General features: G+C 62.6%; 14 protein-coding genes. 11 read left to right on the top strand and 3 right to left on the bottom strand.

What is annotated here, in order from left to right; genetic code table 11:
- Position 1: 1 nt before the first annotated feature.
- Together preA and G8E03_RS00125 are read left to right on the top strand one after the other, a co-directional pair.
- Complete coding sequence (preA, locus tag G8E03_RS00130; protein WP_166187252.1) at positions 2–1,303, top strand: NAD-dependent dihydropyrimidine dehydrogenase subunit PreA; 1,302 nt, start codon at positions 2–4, stop codon at positions 1,301–1,303.
- Complete coding sequence (locus G8E03_RS00125; RefSeq protein WP_166187250.1) at positions 1,300–2,178, top strand: DMT family transporter; 879 nt, start codon at positions 1,300–1,302, stop codon at positions 2,176–2,178. The genes preA and G8E03_RS00125 overlap by 4 nt, the downstream gene beginning before the upstream one ends.
- Here G8E03_RS00125 and G8E03_RS00120 read toward each other — a convergent pair.
- Positions 2,175–2,798, bottom strand: coding sequence for a TetR family transcriptional regulator C-terminal domain-containing protein (locus G8E03_RS00120; protein WP_166187248.1), 624 nt, complete (start codon positions 2,796–2,798; stop codon positions 2,175–2,177). The two genes, G8E03_RS00125 and G8E03_RS00120, sit on opposite strands and share 4 nt — an antisense overlap.
- A gap of 134 nt (positions 2,799–2,932) precedes the next feature.
- On the opposite strand from G8E03_RS00120, the gene aptA reads away from it, so the two are divergent.
- From aptA to G8E03_RS00075, 9 genes are all read left to right on the top strand, one after another.
- Positions 2,933–4,261 (top strand): omega-aminotransferase AptA, encoded by a 1,329-nt coding sequence (gene aptA, locus G8E03_RS00115; protein ID WP_166187246.1) that lies wholly within the window; start codon positions 2,933–2,935, stop codon positions 4,259–4,261.
- Between the two features lie 69 nt (positions 4,262–4,330).
- The gene (locus G8E03_RS00110) at positions 4,331–5,824 is read left to right on the top strand and encodes a CoA-acylating methylmalonate-semialdehyde dehydrogenase (RefSeq protein WP_166187243.1); all 1,494 of its coding nucleotides are present in this window, start codon (positions 4,331–4,333) and stop codon (positions 5,822–5,824) included.
- Positions 5,825–5,853: 29 nt separating this feature from the next.
- Positions 5,854–7,116: a Zn-dependent hydrolase gene (locus G8E03_RS00105; protein ID WP_166187241.1), complete on the top strand. Its 1,263-nt coding sequence runs from the start codon at positions 5,854–5,856 to the stop codon at positions 7,114–7,116.
- A 129-nt stretch (positions 7,117–7,245) separates the two neighbouring features.
- The gene (locus G8E03_RS00100) at positions 7,246–7,533 is read left to right on the top strand and encodes a GIY-YIG nuclease family protein (protein WP_166187239.1); all 288 of its coding nucleotides are present in this window, start codon (positions 7,246–7,248) and stop codon (positions 7,531–7,533) included.
- Between the two features lie 61 nt (positions 7,534–7,594).
- Positions 7,595–9,058, top strand: a complete 1,464-nt coding sequence (gene hydA, locus G8E03_RS00095) for a dihydropyrimidinase (RefSeq protein WP_166187237.1) — start codon at positions 7,595–7,597, stop codon at positions 9,056–9,058.
- Positions 9,059–9,415: 357 nt separating this feature from the next.
- Positions 9,416–10,195: an ABC transporter ATP-binding protein gene (locus G8E03_RS00090; RefSeq protein ID WP_166187235.1), complete on the top strand. Its 780-nt coding sequence runs from the start codon at positions 9,416–9,418 to the stop codon at positions 10,193–10,195.
- Between the two features lie 201 nt (positions 10,196–10,396).
- Positions 10,397–11,260 (top strand): ABC transporter permease, encoded by an 864-nt coding sequence (locus tag G8E03_RS00085; protein ID WP_166187233.1) that lies wholly within the window; start codon positions 10,397–10,399, stop codon positions 11,258–11,260.
- A gap of 50 nt (positions 11,261–11,310) precedes the next feature.
- Positions 11,311–12,105 carry an ABC transporter permease gene (locus G8E03_RS00080; protein ID WP_430693249.1) on the top strand — a complete coding sequence of 265 codons (795 nt, stop codon included), beginning with the start codon at positions 11,311–11,313 and terminating at the stop codon, positions 12,103–12,105.
- Positions 12,106–12,130: 25 nt separating this feature from the next.
- Entirely contained in the window at positions 12,131–13,111 is a 981-nt protein-coding gene (locus G8E03_RS00075; RefSeq protein ID WP_166187230.1) for an ABC transporter substrate-binding protein, read from the top strand.
- A 104-nt stretch (positions 13,112–13,215) separates the two neighbouring features.
- Here G8E03_RS00075 and G8E03_RS00070 read toward each other — a convergent pair whose 3' ends face one another.
- On the bottom strand, positions 13,216–14,544 hold the full coding sequence (locus G8E03_RS00070; protein WP_166187228.1) for a GH1 family beta-glucosidase: 1,329 nt from the start codon (positions 14,542–14,544) through the stop codon (positions 13,216–13,218).
- Between the two features lies 1 nt (position 14,545).
- Positions 14,546–15,571 carry a LacI family DNA-binding transcriptional regulator gene (locus G8E03_RS00065; protein ID WP_166187225.1) on the bottom strand — a complete coding sequence of 342 codons (1,026 nt, stop codon included), beginning with the start codon at positions 15,569–15,571 and terminating at the stop codon, positions 14,546–14,548.
- Positions 15,572–15,749 lie beyond the last annotated feature (178 nt).

Genomic DNA, 15,749 nt, shown 5'->3' with positions numbered 1-15,749 from the left:
CATGGCTGATCTGAGCATCGATTTCGCGGGCATCAAATCGCCCAACCCGTTCTGGCTGGCCTCCGCGCCGCCGACAGACAAGGAATACAATGTGCGTCGGGCGTTCGAGGCCGGCTGGGGCGGCGTTGTGTGGAAGACGCTAGGCCTGGATCCGCATATCGTCAACGTCAACGGCCCCCGCTACGGCGCGATCTATGGCGCGGATCGGCGGTTGCTGGGCCTCAACAACATCGAACTGATCACCGACCGTCCGCTGCAAACCAATCTGGAGGAGATCAAGGCCGTCAAGCGTGACTGGCCCGATCGCGCCATGGTGGTCAGCCTGATGGTCCCGTGTGAGGAATGGGCCTGGAAACAGATCCTGCCCCTGGTCGAGGATACCGGTGCCGACGGGGTGGAGCTGAACTTCGGCTGTCCGCATGGCATGTCCGAGCGGGGCATGGGTTCCGCCGTCGGGCAGGTGCCTGAATATATCGAAATGGTCACCCGCTGGGTAAAGCAGAACACCCGGATGCCGTGCATCGTCAAGTTGACGCCCAACATCACCGATGTGCGCCAACCGGCGGAGGCTGCTTATCGCGGTGGGGCCGACGCCGTCAGTCTGATCAACACGATCAATTCGATCACGTCCGTAAACCTCGACCTGTTCGCACCGGAACCGACCATCGACGGCAAGGGCGCGCATGGCGGTTATTGCGGCCCGGCGGTCAAGCCCATCGCCCTGAACATGGTCGCGGAGATTGCGCGCAACGCGGAAACGGCCAACCTGCCGATCTCGGGCATCGGCGGCATCACCACCTGGCGCGACGCGGCGGAGTTCATCGCCCTGGGCGCGGGATCCGTGCAGGTCTGCACCGCGGCGATGACCTACGGCTTCAAGATCGTGGAGGAGATGAAATCCGGCCTCAGCCAGTGGATGGATGAGAAGGGCCACACCTCCATTGCGGCGATCAGCGGGCGCGCCGTGCCGAATTGTTCCGACTGGAAGAACTTGAACCTCAACTACGTGGCAAAGGCCAAGATCAATCAGGACCTGTGTATTTCATGCGGACGTTGCTTCGCTGCGTGTGAGGATACTTCGCATCAGGCCATCGGGATGAGCGCGGACCGCACCTTCACCGTGATCGATGAGGAATGCGTTGCCTGCAACCTGTGCGTCAATGTCTGCCCGGTCGAGGATTGCATCACGATGGAGGCGATGGCCCCGGGCAGCGTCGATCCGCGCACAGGCAAAGTGGTCGAGGAAGGTTTCGCGGACTGGACGACCCATCCCAACAACCCGGCGGCGGTCGCTGCGGAATGAACGCGCTGCATGGTCATGCGGCCATGCTGCTCTTTGCGTTTCTGGTTGCGGGATCGTTCAGTTTGGGGGGGCTGATCGCACGAATGGTGGACCCGACGGTCCTGACATTGGTGCGATTCATCCTGGCGGCGGCGGTGCTGGGGGGCATCGCCGCCGTAACGGGGCGGATCAAGGCGTGGCATCTGCGGGCGAGCTGGCGTTATCCGCTGCTCGGCGGGATATTCGCGATCTATTTCATCCTGATGTTCGTGGGTTTGCGCACGGCCTCCGCCATCAACACGGCGGCGATGTTTACCCTGACGCCGATTCTGTCGGCGGGCTTTGGCTATCTCCTGCTGGGTCAGCGCACGACGCCGCGCATGGCGGCGGCGCTGATGCTGGGCGGGGCCGGGGCGTTGTGGGTAATCTTCGATGCCAGTCTGGAGCGTTTGCTGGCCTTCGACATCGGCACGGGGGAGGCGATCTTCTTCCTCGGGGTCGTGGCGCACGCGCTCTACACTCCCTTGGTGCGAAAGCTGAACTGGGGCGAGCCGCCACTGGTGTTCACGCTCGGGATGTTGCTGGGCGCCATCGTTCTGATGGCGCTCTATGCTGGAGGGGACGCGCTGGCCACCGATTGGACGGTCCTGCCGCCGATCTTCTGGCTGGTGCTGGCCTATCTGTCGATCTTCGCCAGTGCGACGACATTCCTGTTGCTGCAATTCGCGACCTTGCGCCTGCCCAGCTCAAAGGTCATGGCCTATACTTACCTTACCCCGGCGGTCGTTATCGTGTGGGAGGGCGCGCTGGGCAACGGCTGGCCGCAGCCTGTGCTTGCGGTCGGCGTGATCGCGACCATTCTGGCCCTGCTGATGCTGCTGCGCGACGAAGGTTAGCGCGGCAGCAGACCCTTGAAGAACAACGTCTCGATTGTCGCGGCCGCATCGTGGAAGCGTGCCTCATCGTTCGAGCCGAGCACGGCCTGCACTTGCACGTCGAAATCGGCGTAGTGCTGCGTGACGGCCCAGATCGCAAAGATCAGATGTTGCGGATCCATTCGCACGATCCGCCCCTGCGCCATCCACTGTCGCAACACGACGCTCTTGTCCTCGACCAGAGCGCGCAGCGGTCCGGACAGTTCTGAGCCAAGCCGGGGCGCACCTTGCAGGATCTCATTGGCGAAAAGCCGGCTTTCGCGGGGATAATCGCGTGAGGCTTCGAGTTTGCGCTGGATATAGCCGCGCAGTTCGGTCAGCGGGTCGCCGTCTGGGTCCATCTCTCGCAGGGGGTTCAGCCAGGTATCCAGCAGGCGGTCCATCAACTCGGCGTGGATCGCCTCCTTGCTCTCGAAATAATACAGCAGGTTCGGCTTGGACAGGCCCGCTGCCTCGGCGATTTGGTCCAGCGTCGCGCCGCGAAAACCTTGGGCGGAAAAGACATCCAGCGCCGCCTCGCGGATCAGCTCACGCTTTTGGATCTGAATGCGGGTCGGTTTGCGTTGCGCGCCGTCGGCCATCTCTGCTCCGTCTCCATCCCGTGCTTGACTGGCCTTCTGACGCCGCCTAGCGTTCTGACCAATTGGTCAAAAGACCATACCCGCCCCGGGAGACGGCGCAACGCTTAATCCCGCAAGTCAAAGGATCAGCGGCCATGTCGGATCGCACGAACGTAGCGCCCAACGACCTCAACGCATTCTGGATGCCGTTTACCGCGAACCGCCAGTTCAAGAAGAATCCGCGGATGTTCGTCGCGGCCAAGGACATGCATTACACCACCTCGGACGGGCGGCAGGTGCTGGACGGCACGGCGGGTCTGTGGTGTTGCAATGCGGGGCACGCGCGGCCCAAAATCGTCGAGGCCGTGGCCGCCCAGACGGCGGAACTGGACTACGCCCCCGCCTTCCAGATGGGCCACCCCAAGGCGTTCGAGCTGGCCAACCGCCTGATCGATATCGCGCCCGACAACATGGAACACGTGTTCTACACCAATTCCGGTTCCGAAAGCGTCGAGACCGCGTTGAAGATGGCCATCGCCTATCACCGGGCGCGGGGTGAGGGGACGCGCACCCGCCTGATCGGGCGCGAGCGGGGCTATCACGGGGTCAACTTCGGCGGTATCTCCGTCGGCGGCATCGTCAAGAACCGGATGCATTTCGGCACCATGCTGGCGGGGGTGGATCACTTGCCGCACACGCATCTGCCTGAACAGAACGCCTTCACCAAGGGGCAGCCGGAGCATGGCGCCAACCTGGCCGACGATCTGGAGCGGATTTGCGCCCTGCACGATCCCTCCACCATCGCCGCCGTAATCGTGGAGCCGCTGGCCGGTTCGACCGGCGTTCTGGTGCCGCCCAAGGACTACCTGCAACGCCTGCGCGCGATTTGCGACAAGCACGGCATCCTGTTGATCTTCGATGAGGTCATCACCGGGTTCGGCCGCCTCGGCGCGCCCTTCGCGGCCCAGAAATTCGATGTCATGCCCGACATGATCACCACGGCGAAGGGCCTGACGAACGGTGTCATCCCGATGGGCGCGGTGCTGACCACTGCCGATATTCACGATGCCTTCATGGACGGTCCCGAAAACCTGATCGAGCTGTTCCACGGCTATACCTATTCCGGCAACCCGATGGCCTGCGCCGCGGGTCTGGCCACCCTCGACACCTACCGGGAGGAGGGTCTGTTGCAGCGTGGGGCGGAGTTGGAGGAGTACTGGCAGGATGCCGCGCATTCGATGCGCGACCTGCCCAATGTCATCGACGTGCGGAACCTCGGCCTGATCGCGGGGATTGAGCTTGCACCTATCGAGGGCAAGCCCACCGCCCGCGCGTTCGAGGCGTTTCTGCGTGCCTATGACAAGGGCATCCTGATCCGCACCACCGGCGATATCATCGCGCTCAGCCCGCCGCTGATCATCTCGAAGGCCGAGATCGACCAGCTGTTCGGCACCCTTTCCGATGTGCTGCGCGATTTGCCCTGACACTTCACCTGCCTTTGGCCGATCCAAAGGCAGCCACCGGATTTTCCGGCAAGACCACGAAAGTAAACGATGACCTACAGCATTCAGAACGCGATTGGCGGAGCCTTTACGGACAGCACTTCGGGCCGCACGCAACCCATCTATAATCCCGCCACGGGTGAGGCGGTCGGAACGCTGCCGCTGTCCTCGGTCGAGGAGGTGAACCAAGCCGTTGCGAACGCCAAGGCGGCTTTCCCGGCCTGGCACGCCACGCCGCCGCTGAAACGCGCGCGGATCATGTTCAGGTTTCTGGAACTGCTGAACAGGAACGCCGTCAAGCTGGCCCGCGAATTGTCGCGTGAGCATGGAAAGACCCACGATGACGCGATGGGGGAGGTTCAGCGCGGCCTTGAAGTGGTCGAGTTCGCTTGCGGCATTCCGCAACTTCTCAAGGGTGAGTTCTCACGCAATGTCGGCCCCGGCATCGACAGCTATGGCGACCGGCAGGCGCTGGGCGTGGTGGCCGGGATCACCCCGTTCAACTTCCCGGCGATGGTGCCGATGTGGATGTATCCCATTGCAATCGCTTGTGGAAATACCTTCGTGCTGAAACCTTCGGAACGCGACCCCTCCGCCCCGATGTTCGCGTGGGAACTGCTGAAGGAAGCGGGACTGCCCGATGGCGTGCTGAACATCGTGCATGGCGACAAGACGTGCGTCGATGCTCTGCTCGATAATCGCGACATCAAGGCGGTCAGCTTCGTCGGCTCCACCCCGATCGCTGAATATGTCTACGCCCGCGGTACGGCGAATGGTAAGCGTGTTCAGGCACTTGGCGGGGCCAAGAACCACATGATCGTCATGCCTGACGCCGATATGGATCAGGCAGCGGATGCGCTGATGGGTGCGGGGTACGGCTCCGCCGGGGAGCGTTGCATGGCAATCTCGGTCGCTGTGCCGATCGGTGCCGAAACGGGTGAGAAACTCATCAAGGCGTTGAAGCCGAAGGTGGAAGCCCTGAAGATCGGCCCCTCCACCGATGCGGATGCCGAGATGGGCCCCGTCATCACGGGTGAGGCGAAGGCTCGCATTTGCGGCCTCATCGACAGCGGTGTGGAACAGGGCGCCGAACTGGTCGTGGACGGGCGCGGGTTCTCTCTGCAAGGTTATGAGAACGGATATTTTCTGGGCGGATCGCTGTTCGATAAGGTGACCCCGGACATGGACATCTACACCACCGAAATCTTCGGCCCGGTGCTGTCCGTGATGACGCCGCAGACCTATGATTCCGCCGTGGATCTGATCAACGATCATGAGTACGGCAACGGCACCGCGATCTTTACCCGCGACGGCGACGCCGCGCGTGATTTCGCGGATCGGATCGAGGTCGGCATGGTCGGCATCAACGTACCGATCCCGGTGCCCGTGGCGTATCATTCCTTCGGCGGCTGGAAACGCTCCAGCTTCGGCGATCATGCGATTTACGGGCCGGAGGGCGTGCGCTTCTACACCCGGCTCAAAACCGTCACGCAACGCTGGCCCGACGGGATCAAGGCGGGTGCCAGCTTCAGCTTTCCAACTTGAATTTTACCAATCCACAAGGAGATAGGCCCATGCCAGCCCCAACCAACGCGCCAGGTGAAAACCTGAAGATCAACGCGGATCGGCTGTGGGACAGCCTGATGGAAATGGCGAAGATCGGCCCCGGCGTGGCGGGCGGCAACAACCGCCAGACCCTGACGGACGAGGATGGCGAGGGTCGCGCCCTGTTCCAGAAATGGTGCGAGGATGCGGGCTGCACCATGGGCCTCGACCAGCTTGGCAATATGTTCGCCACCCGCGCGGGAACGGATCCGGATGCGCTGCCGGTCTATGTCGGCTCGCATCTGGATACCCAGCCGACCGGCGGCAAGTATGACGGCGTGCTGGGCGTGCTGGGCGGGTTGGAGATCATCCGTACCCTCAACGATCTGGGCATCAAGACAAAGCATCCCATCGTCGCCACCAACTGGACGAACGAGGAGGGCACGCGCTTCGCCCCTGCCATGCTGTCTTCCGGTGTTTTTGCGGGCATTCACACGCAGGACTGGGCCGAGGGCAAGACCGACGCGCAGGGCAAACGCTTCGGTGATGAACTGGACCGCATCGGTTGGCGGGGGGACGAAGAGGTTGGCGCGCGCAAGATGCACGCCTTCTTCGAGCTGCATATCGAGCAAGGCCCGATTCTGGAGGCGGAGCAAAAGGATATCGGCGTCGTCACCCACGGTCAGGGCCTGTCGTGGACACAGGTCACGATCACGGGCAAGGATTCGCACACCGGCTCCACCCCGATGCCGATGCGCAAGAATGCGGGCCTAGGCATGGCGCGGATCCTCGATCTGGTGGACGAAATCGCTTGGTCGCACGCGCCCCACGCGGTCGGCGCTGCGGGCCATATCGACGTCTTCCCGAACTCACGCAACGTGATTCCCGGAAAGGTCGTGTTCACCGTCGATTTCCGCTCCCCCGACCTCAGCGTGATCGAGGACATGGAGCGGCGGCTCAAGTCCGGCGGGCAGGCCATCGCGGATGACCTTGGCCTAGGCATCGCGTTCGAGAAGGTCGGCGGCTTCGATCCCGTCGAATTCGACGAGGGCTGCGTGACGGCCGTGCGCAACGCCGCCGAACGCCTCGGCTACTCTCACCGCGACCTGATTTCGGGCGCGGGCCACGACGCCTGCTGGATCAACCGGGTCGCACCGACGGCGATGGTCATGTGCCCTTGCGTGGACGGGTTGAGCCACAATGAGGCGGAGGAGATCAGCAAGGACTGGGCGGAGAAGGGCACGAACGTGCTGTTCCATGCAGTGGTCGAAACGGCGGGGGTGCAGAGTTGAGGCCAACTGCAACAGCACAACCCGCCCCGGACTTGATCCGGGGCCGCGTAAGTCGTAACCGGCATGGCCCCGGATCAGGTCCGGGGCGCGTTAACGTTCTATTAACCGAACGCGCGCACGATCTAGTGGATGGAATACACCGTCTACATTCTGGCGAACCGTTCGAACCGTGCAATCTATGTCGGGTTGACGCGCGACCTGTCGCGCAGGATCGAGCAGCACAAATCCGGGCGAGGCTCACGCCATACGGCGCGTTACGGCATCACACGTCTCGTCTGGCATATGCAGTTCGACGATCTGCACGAGGCACGGCTTCACGAGCGGCGTCTGAAACGCTGGCGTCGCGCCTGGAAAGACGATCTGATCTCTCGAGCAAATCCACGGTGGGTCGATCTCGCCGAAACGACTCCGGTCTGAGTGCGCGGGCAGCGGCCCCGGATCAGGTCCGGGGCATGTCGCATTCAAGGAGGCCAAACCAATGACCAAAGTCATCAAGAACGGAACCATCGTCACCGCCGACCGTCAGTGGAAGGCGGACGTCCTGATCGACGGTGAGAAGATCGTCGAGATCGGTGAGAACCTCAAAGGGGATGAGACCATCGACGCCACCGATGCTTACGTTATCCCGGGCGGCATCGACCCGCATACGCATCTGGAAATGCCCTTCATGGGCACCACGGCGGCGGAGACGTTCGAGTCCGGCACCTTCGCGGCGGCGGCGGGTGGCACCACGATGCTGGTGGATTTCTGCCTGCCGGGTGAGGACGGCTCGCTGCTCAACGCCATCGACGCCTGGGACCGGAAGTCCAAGGATCAGATCTGCACCGATATCAGCTATCACATGGCGATCACCGACTGGAACGAGAACATCTTCGATGAGATGGAGGCGGTCGTTAAGCAACGCGGTATCAACACCTTCAAGCATTTCATGGCCTACAAGGGCTCTCTGATGGTCGAGGATGATGAGATGTTCGCCTCGTTCCGGCGCTGTGCCGAGCTGGGCGCGCTGCCGCTGGTCCATGCGGAAAACGGCGACATCGTGCAGGCTATGCAGGAGCGTCTGCTGGCCGAGGGGCAGACCGGACCCGAGGCGCACGCCTATTCCCGCCCCCCCGAGGTCGAGGGCGAGGCCGCCAACCGCGCGATCATGATCGCGGATGCCGCCGGCACGCCGCTCTACATCGTGCACGTGTCGTGCGAACAGGCGCATGAGGCGATCCGCCGTGCACGTCAGAAGGGGATGCGCGTCTATGGTGAGCCGCTGATCCAGCACCTGACTCTGGATGAGGGCGAGTATTTCAACAAGGATTGGCAATACGCCGCCCGCCGCGTCATGTCCCCGCCCTTCCGCAACAAGATGCATCAGGACAGCCTGTGGTCGGGTCTGTCCGCCGGTTCGCTGCAAGTTGTGGCGACGGATCATGCGGCATTCTCGGACGAGCAGAAGCGGATGGGTCTGGACAACTTCACCCAGATCCCGAACGGCACCGGGGGCCTTGAGGAGCGCATGGCGATGCTCTGGACCCAAGGGGTCGAGACGGGTCGCCTGACGCCTGAGGAATTCGTGGCCGCGACCTCCACCAACATCGCGAAGATCCTCAACATCTATCCCACCAAGGGCGGGATCATGGTGGGCGGCGACGCGGATATCGTGGTCTGGGACCCGTCGATCAGCAAGACGGTGTCCGCCTCTACCCAGAAATCCATCATCGAATACAATGTCTTCGAAGGGTTCGAGGTGAAGGCGCAGCCTCGCTACACGTTGAGCCGCGGCGACGTGATCTGGGCCTACGGCCAGAACTCGCAACCGCAGCCCGGACGCGGCAAGTTCGTGAAGCGGCCTGCATTCGCCAGTGCGTCCAAGGCGCTGAGCAAGTGGAAATCGCTGAACACGCCGAGGAAGATCGAGCGCGATCCGATGAACATTCCGAGCGGGGTTTAAGGCCTCAACTTTCACCCGCCAGTCTCGAAAATTTGGGGTGGCGGGTGCTATTGGGCACGGTAGAGACCCTTTCGGATGTCGACACCTTTAGCAACGGTGAATCCGGGAGGGTCGCGGACCTATTCCGAGTTGGGCAAGATGCTATCTACACGTCCACTTGGTTGGAAAAGTCTCGTGGGATGTCGCGTACGATCTGAAAAGACTACACTTATCAGCCTGTCGCGGTTGTGTCGGTTCGCCATAACAACCTGTTCGGCATTCCTTGCGAAGATGAATGAATTGTTGGCGCTCCCATCTGCCCCTTGACCACCCGGTCAAAAATTGTGTCACTTGCTTGACCAACCCGAAGGACGTGCCTTGCAAGCCAACGTTATCTCAGCCCGCAATCTCTCCCTGACCTTTCAGACCAACGATGGACCGGTTCACGCGCTCAAGGACGTGAACCTCGACATCGGAAAGGGGGAGTTCGTCAGCTTCATCGGGCCCTCGGGCTGTGGCAAGACCACCTTCCTGCGCGTCGCCGCCGATCTGGAGCAGCCGACGGCGGGGGAGATCACCGTTAACGGCATGTCACCCGCCGAGGCGCGCAAATCCCGCGCCTATGGCTACGTCTTTCAGGCGGCGGGGCTGTATCCGTGGCGGACCATCGGTGGCAATATCCGGTTGCCGCTCGAAATCATGGGCTATTCCAAGGCCGAGCAGGCGGAGCGTGTGGCGCGCACGCTGGAGCTGGTAGACCTTGCCGGGTTCGAGAAGAAATACCCGTGGCAATTGTCAGGCGGAATGCAGCAACGCGCCTCGATCGCGCGGGCGCTGGCCTTTGACGCGGACCTGCTGCTGATGGATGAACCGTTCGGTGCGCTGGATGAGATCGTGCGCGATCACCTGAACGAACAGTTGCTAAAACTGTGGGCGCGGACGGAAAAGACCATCGCCTTCGTCACCCATTCCATTCCCGAAGCGGTGTATCTGTCCACCAAGATCGTCGTGATGTCGCCCCGCCCCGGCCGTGTGACGGACGTGATTGAAAGCACCCTGCCGCGTGAGCGCCCGTTGGAGATTCGCGACAGCCCCGAATTCATCGCCATCGCCCACCGGGTTCGCGAAGGCCTGCGCGCGGGGCATGAGGATGTATAGCGCAACCTGCCGCCCCAAGGAGGGGGACGGGACGACAGGCCGACTTCGCTCACGGCCATCGGCTTCCCAGCCTGTTCCGCACCGACCGTTCAACCAGGCAGGTCTTACTTTGCTCTTAAAATATCCAGAGTCCATCCTACAGACCCGCGCGGGCGGTGGTGAGGGCAGGAGCCGTTTGACGACAACCAGGAAGGCAGCGGCATGAGGTCCATCGTTCCCATCCTGACCGTTTTGGCGGCATTGATCGCGATCTGGTATGCGGGCGCGGTCGCGTTGAATGCGGACTGGGCGCGCCAGCAGGCGGAGCGGCAGGACAGGACGCTGACGACTTCGGAGTTGATTGTGGAGACCTGGAATCAGGACCGGCCCCGTCTGCCCGCCCCCCATCAGGTCGCGGTGGAGCTATGGGACACGACGGTCGAGAAGAAGATCACGTCCAAGCGCAGCCTCGTCTACCACGGTTGGGTCACGCTCAGCGTGACACTCGCCGGGTTCGGGTTTGGCGCGGCACTGGGCATCGCGCTGGCCGTGGCCATCGTCTATAGCCGAACCATGGATCGCAGCGTGATGCCGTGGGTCATCGCCAGTCAGACGATCCCGATCCTGGCCATCGCGCCGATGATTATCGTGGTGCTCAATTCCATAGGGATGCAGGGCTTCATCCCCAAGGCGATCATCGCCACCTATCTCAGCTTTTTCCCCGTGACCGTGGGCATGGTGAAGGGTCTGCGCGCGCCCAGTGCGATGCAGCTGGACCAGATGAAGACGTGGAACGCCAGCGGCCTGCAAGGGTTCTTGCGCCTGCGCCTGCCCAGTTCGATGCCCTATCTGTTCACCTCACTGAAGATCGCGGTGGCGGCCTCGCTGGTCGGCACCATCATCGGTGAGCTGCCGACCGGCGCTGTCGCCGGTCTGGGCGCGCGATTGCTGGCCGGCAGCTATTATGGCCAGACCGTGCAAATCTGGTCGGCGCTGTTCGGGGCGGCTGTCCTCGCGGCGCTGCTGATCCTGGCCGTCGGCGTGTTTGAGCGGATCGTGACCAGACATATGGGGTTCGGACGATGAACTTTGCCGTAATCTTCGCCGCGCTGATGATCTGGTTCGGGGGGTGGTGGATGAATGCCCGCCTCGCCCGGATCCGGGGGGGCAGGGGGGCGGGGGCCCTCGCGCCGATCCTGTTCGGGGTTACGGTGCTGGTCCTGTGGGAATTGCTGGTCCGCGGGCTGGGCGTGCCGGGTGCGATCCTGCCGCCGCCCTCGGCCATCGGGCAGGCCTTTGCGGCGAACCTGCCGACCCTGTGGGCCGATTTCGTCCAGACCTTCGTGAAGGGCGCGCTGTCAGGCTATGTCATCGGATGCTCGGTGGCCTTTGCCATGGCGCTGGCGGTGGACCGTTCCGATTTCCTGAAGCGCGGCCTGCTGCCGGTCGGCAACTTCATGGCCGCGCTGCCCATCATCGGCATGGCGCCGATCTTCGTGATGTGGTTCGGCTTCGGTTGGCAGTCAAAGGCGGCGGTGGTTGCGGTGATGTGCTTTTTCCCGATGCTGGTGAATACGGTGCAGGGGCTGGCGGCGGCGGACCGGATGCAGGCCGATCTGATGCGGACCTATGCCGCCTCCCCCTTGCAGACGTTGATGAAACTGAAACTGCCGGCTGCGGGGCCGTTCATTTTCAACGGTCTGAAAATCTGCACGACTCTGGCGTTGATCGGTGCCATCGTGGCGGAGTTCTTCGGCTCGCCGACGCTCGGCATGGGCTTTCGTATTTCCACTCAGGTCGGTCGGCTGGCGCTCGACATGGTCTGGGCGGTGATTCTGGTCGCGGCCCTTGCGGGCTCGGCCTTTTACGGTGTGGTAACGCTGCTGGAGAGAGCGGCCACCTTCTGGCATCCGTCACAAAGGGGAAGGTGACGGGGGCCCCAACAAGGAGAGAACTATGAAATTGCTCAAGACTTTGGCCGCAGCGACCCTGCTCGCCACGCCCGCGATGGCGCAGGACGAGGTGACGTTGCAGTTGCAATGGGTCACGCAGGCCCAGTTTGCCGGGTACTACGTCGCGCTGGATCAGGGTTATTACGAGGATGAGAACCTCGATGTCACGATCCAGCCCGGCGGCCCCGATATCGCACCGCCGCAGGTCCTGGCCGGTGGCGGCGCGGACGTCATGCTCAACTGGATGCCCTCCGCCCTGGCCGCACGTGAACGCGGCGTGCCCGTCGTCAACATCGCGCAGCCTTTCAAGACGTCCGGCCTGATGCTGACCTGCTGGGCCGATGCGGGCATCGAAACGCCCGAGGATTTCCGAGGCAAGACCATCGGCGTGTGGTTCTTCGGCAACGAATATCCGTTCCTGAGCTGGATGAGCCAACTCGGTATTCCCACGGATGGCGGCGAGGACGGCGTGACCGTTCTGCGGCAGGCGTTCAACGTCGATCCGCTGTTGCAGCGGCAGGCGGACTGCATTTCGACCATGACCTATAACGAATACGGTCAGGTTCTGGATGCCGGTGTGGGTGAGGACGAACTGATCACCTTCAAGTATGAGGATCAGGGCGTCGCAACGCTTGAGGATGGCATGTACGTGCTTGAGGAAAACCTCGACGATCCCGAGTTTGTGGACCGGATGGTCCGGTTCGTCCGCGCCTCGATGAAGGGGTGGAAGTGGGCCGAGGAAAATCCCGAGGAAGCCGCCGAAATCGTGCTCGACAACGACGCGACCGGCGCACAGACGGAGGCGCATCAGGTCCGCATGATGACTGAGATCGCCAAACTGACCGCAGGCTCGAACGGCGCGCTGGATGTGGCCGATTACGAACGTACCGTGGCCACCCTGCTGGGCGGCGGGTCCGACCCCGTCATCACGATGGAGCCTGAGGGCGCGTACACATTGGAAATCACCGACCAGGCGCTCGACTGATCCGAGGGGGGCGACCGGCCCCTTCACTTTCTGAAAAATATCCCCGCCGGAGGCGCAGCTTTATAAATGCGCCTCCGGCGGGGATGTGTCACGACGCCGAAACGTCACTCGCGCAGGGCAGCGCTGATCGCGTGGTAGCTGTCCTTGGGCGTACGCTCCAGCGTATCGAAATCGACATGGACGAGGCCGAACCGTTTATCGTATCCGGCCGCCCATTCGTAATTGTCCATCAGCGACCAGACGAAATACCCCCTTAGCGGCGTTCCCTCGGCAATCGCCTGTCTGGCTGCGGTGAAGTGGTCGCGCAGATATTTGACGCGCTGCGGATCGGGACATGTGCCGTCGAGCATATAGTCATGCCCTGCCATGCCGTTTTCCGTCACGTATATCGGCAGGTCGCCGGAATATTCGGTCGCGGCCCATGTCAGGAAATGGCGCAACTGATCGGGATCGATTTCCCAGTCAAAGGCGGTCTTTTCCAGCGGGCCGGGCGTGTATGCGATCTGTGGCCATGCGCCGCCGGCATTCACCACGCGTTTGCGGGTGTAGTAATTGATGCCCAGCCAATCGACCGGGGCCTGAATGGTGGGGAAATCGTCGTGCCAGCCTTGCGGCAGATGCGGCTCCAACCCCTCGAGCGCGGCCTTGGGATATTCGCCTTTGAACACGGCCGACAGGAACCATTCGTTGTACAGGGCGTGGTTGCGTTCATGCGCGACAATAGTCTCAGGCCGGTCGTCCACGGGGGTGGAGCCTTCGAGGTTGGTAACGATCCCTAGATTGTTCAGGCCCATGCCCCGCATCACTTCGACCGCGCGACCATGCGCCAGCAGGACGTGGTGCATGGCGCGAGCGGCGGCGCGGATGTCGCGCAATCCGGGGGCGTGGGCCCCGATGAAGTGGCTCAACCATGCGACGCACCACGGCTCATTGATCGTGGCCGTTGCCTCCACCCGGTCCCCGATTTTGCCCATCACGGTTTCGGTGTAGTCCGCGAACCAGCTTGCCACGTCGCGATTGCGCCAGCCGCCCTTGTCCGCCAGCGCGGCGGGCAGGTCCCAGTGATAGAGCGTCGCATAGGGCCGTATGTTGCGCGCCAACATGCCGTCCACCAGCCTGTCGTAGAAATCCAGCCCCTCGGGGTTCACGCGCTGTCCGTCGGGCATCACCCGCGCCCAGTTCATCGAAAACCGGTAGGCGTCGAACCCCGCGTTGGCGATCAGGTCCAGATCGGGCTGCCAGCGGTTGTAGTGATCGCAGGCGAGTGCACCGTCCTCTGCCCGCTCCACATTGCCGGGAGTGGCAGCGAAGGTGTCCCAGTGCGACGGGCCGCAGCCACCGAATTTCACCCCCTCGATCTGATAGGCGGAGGTGGCGGTGCCGAAGACGAACCCCTCGGGAAAATCGGCGCGGGTAAAGCCAAGGCCGGTCATATCAGGTCTCCTTCGGTGCGGGGCCGGTGGAGCGGCCCTCGATGAACTCACAGTCCCAGATCTCGCTGCTGACCTTCTTGCCCGCGATGTGGTCGATCAGCATTCGGGCGCATTTCGCCCCCGCATCCCGGACCGAGGAGCGTTGCACCGTGAATGGCGGCGGATCGCCCTCGTTCGCCATGAATGACAGATCGTCGTCATGACTGATTAGTGAGACATCGACCCCCAGTTCCAGTCCCGCATCGCGCACGGCCCGCGCCACACCCAGCGCGGAGATCGTGCTGGAGGTCAGGATCGCGGTGGGGGGCTGCGGTTCACGCAGCCATGCGCAGGTCACGTCATATGCGTTCGTCTCCGTCATCTCCATGTTCACCATCCGGCTGGCCGGGGCTCGCAGGCCCTGCGCGTCCAATGCCTGCTCGAACCCGAAACGGCGGCGGCGGGCGAAACTGATCGTCTCTATCCCATTGAGCAGGGCAAAGCGGCGGTGCCCCAGTTCAATCAGGTAGTTGGTTGCGAATTCGAACGACCGGCGGTTGTTGATGTCCAGATAAACGGGGCGATCCTCATCTATGTCCACCGAGCGGCCATGCACGACGAAGGGCAGGCCCAATTCACGCAGCAGATCGACACGCGGGTCGTCCAGGCGCGGGGTGTGCACGATCAGACCGTCCACGGACCGGCGGCGGGCAAGCTCGCGGTAGGTCTGGACCTCGTTCGCCTGCGGCACGGCGGACAGCAGGGTTTCGTAGCCTTCGGAGCTGTAGATCTCGGACGCGCCCGCCATGAATTCCGCGAAGATGGGGTTGATCATCTGATGAGCGCTCAACGGGATTACATGTCCGATCGCCATGGACCGCCCCGTTGCCAGCTTTCGCGCCATGGTATTCGCGCGATAGCCGTATTCGCGGGCGGCGGCCACAATTCGCGCGCGGGTATCTGCATTGACCTCGGGATAGCCGTTGAGTGCCCGCGACACCGTCGTCGGAGACAGCCCCAACCGTTCGGCGAGTTCCTTGAGTGTCATTGCTTCGCGTTCCTCTCAAAGCGTTTTGACGATATGCCTAGTTTGATTTGCGCTGGTAGCGCAAGCGTTCAGCTCTACCATTACGTTGCTTGACTTCGCGGGCTTGCGTTCGCATCGTGATCGAACCTCAAAGCGGTTCGACCAGCAATCCGCCCGCCGCGAAGCCGAAATTATCATA

Origin of the sequence: Pontivivens nitratireducens (assembly GCF_011290545.1) — a bacterium.
GTDB classification, from domain to species: domain Bacteria; phylum Pseudomonadota; class Alphaproteobacteria; order Rhodobacterales; family Rhodobacteraceae; genus Pontivivens; species Pontivivens nitratireducens.
Note: the sequence above shows the minus strand (reverse complement) of the source record. Positions and strands in the feature narration are given on the sequence as shown.

Coding starts and splice junctions, on each gene's coding strand:
- G8E03_RS00105 (WP_166187241.1), top strand. CDS start 5,854: ATGCCAGCCCCAACCAACGCGCCAGGTGAAAACCTGAAGATCAACGCG.
- aptA (WP_166187246.1), top strand. CDS start 2,933: ATGTCGGATCGCACGAACGTAGCGCCCAACGACCTCAACGCATTCTGG.
- G8E03_RS00065 (WP_166187225.1), bottom strand. CDS start 15,571: ATGACACTCAAGGAACTCGCCGAACGGTTGGGGCTGTCTCCGACGACG.
- G8E03_RS00100 (WP_166187239.1), top strand. CDS start 7,246: ATGGAATACACCGTCTACATTCTGGCGAACCGTTCGAACCGTGCAATC.
- G8E03_RS00125 (WP_166187250.1), top strand. CDS start 1,300: ATGAACGCGCTGCATGGTCATGCGGCCATGCTGCTCTTTGCGTTTCTG.
- G8E03_RS00120 (WP_166187248.1), bottom strand. CDS start 2,798: ATGGCCGACGGCGCGCAACGCAAACCGACCCGCATTCAGATCCAAAAG.
- G8E03_RS00070 (WP_166187228.1), bottom strand. CDS start 14,544: ATGACCGGCCTTGGCTTTACCCGCGCCGATTTTCCCGAGGGGTTCGTC.
- G8E03_RS00075 (WP_166187230.1), top strand. CDS start 12,131: ATGAAATTGCTCAAGACTTTGGCCGCAGCGACCCTGCTCGCCACGCCC.
- preA (WP_166187252.1), top strand. CDS start 2: ATGGCTGATCTGAGCATCGATTTCGCGGGCATCAAATCGCCCAACCCG.
- G8E03_RS00110 (WP_166187243.1), top strand. CDS start 4,331: ATGACCTACAGCATTCAGAACGCGATTGGCGGAGCCTTTACGGACAGC.
- hydA (WP_166187237.1), top strand. CDS start 7,595: ATGACCAAAGTCATCAAGAACGGAACCATCGTCACCGCCGACCGTCAG.
- G8E03_RS00080 (WP_430693249.1), top strand. CDS start 11,311: ATGAATGCCCGCCTCGCCCGGATCCGGGGGGGCAGGGGGGCGGGGGCC.
- G8E03_RS00085 (WP_166187233.1), top strand. CDS start 10,397: ATGAGGTCCATCGTTCCCATCCTGACCGTTTTGGCGGCATTGATCGCG.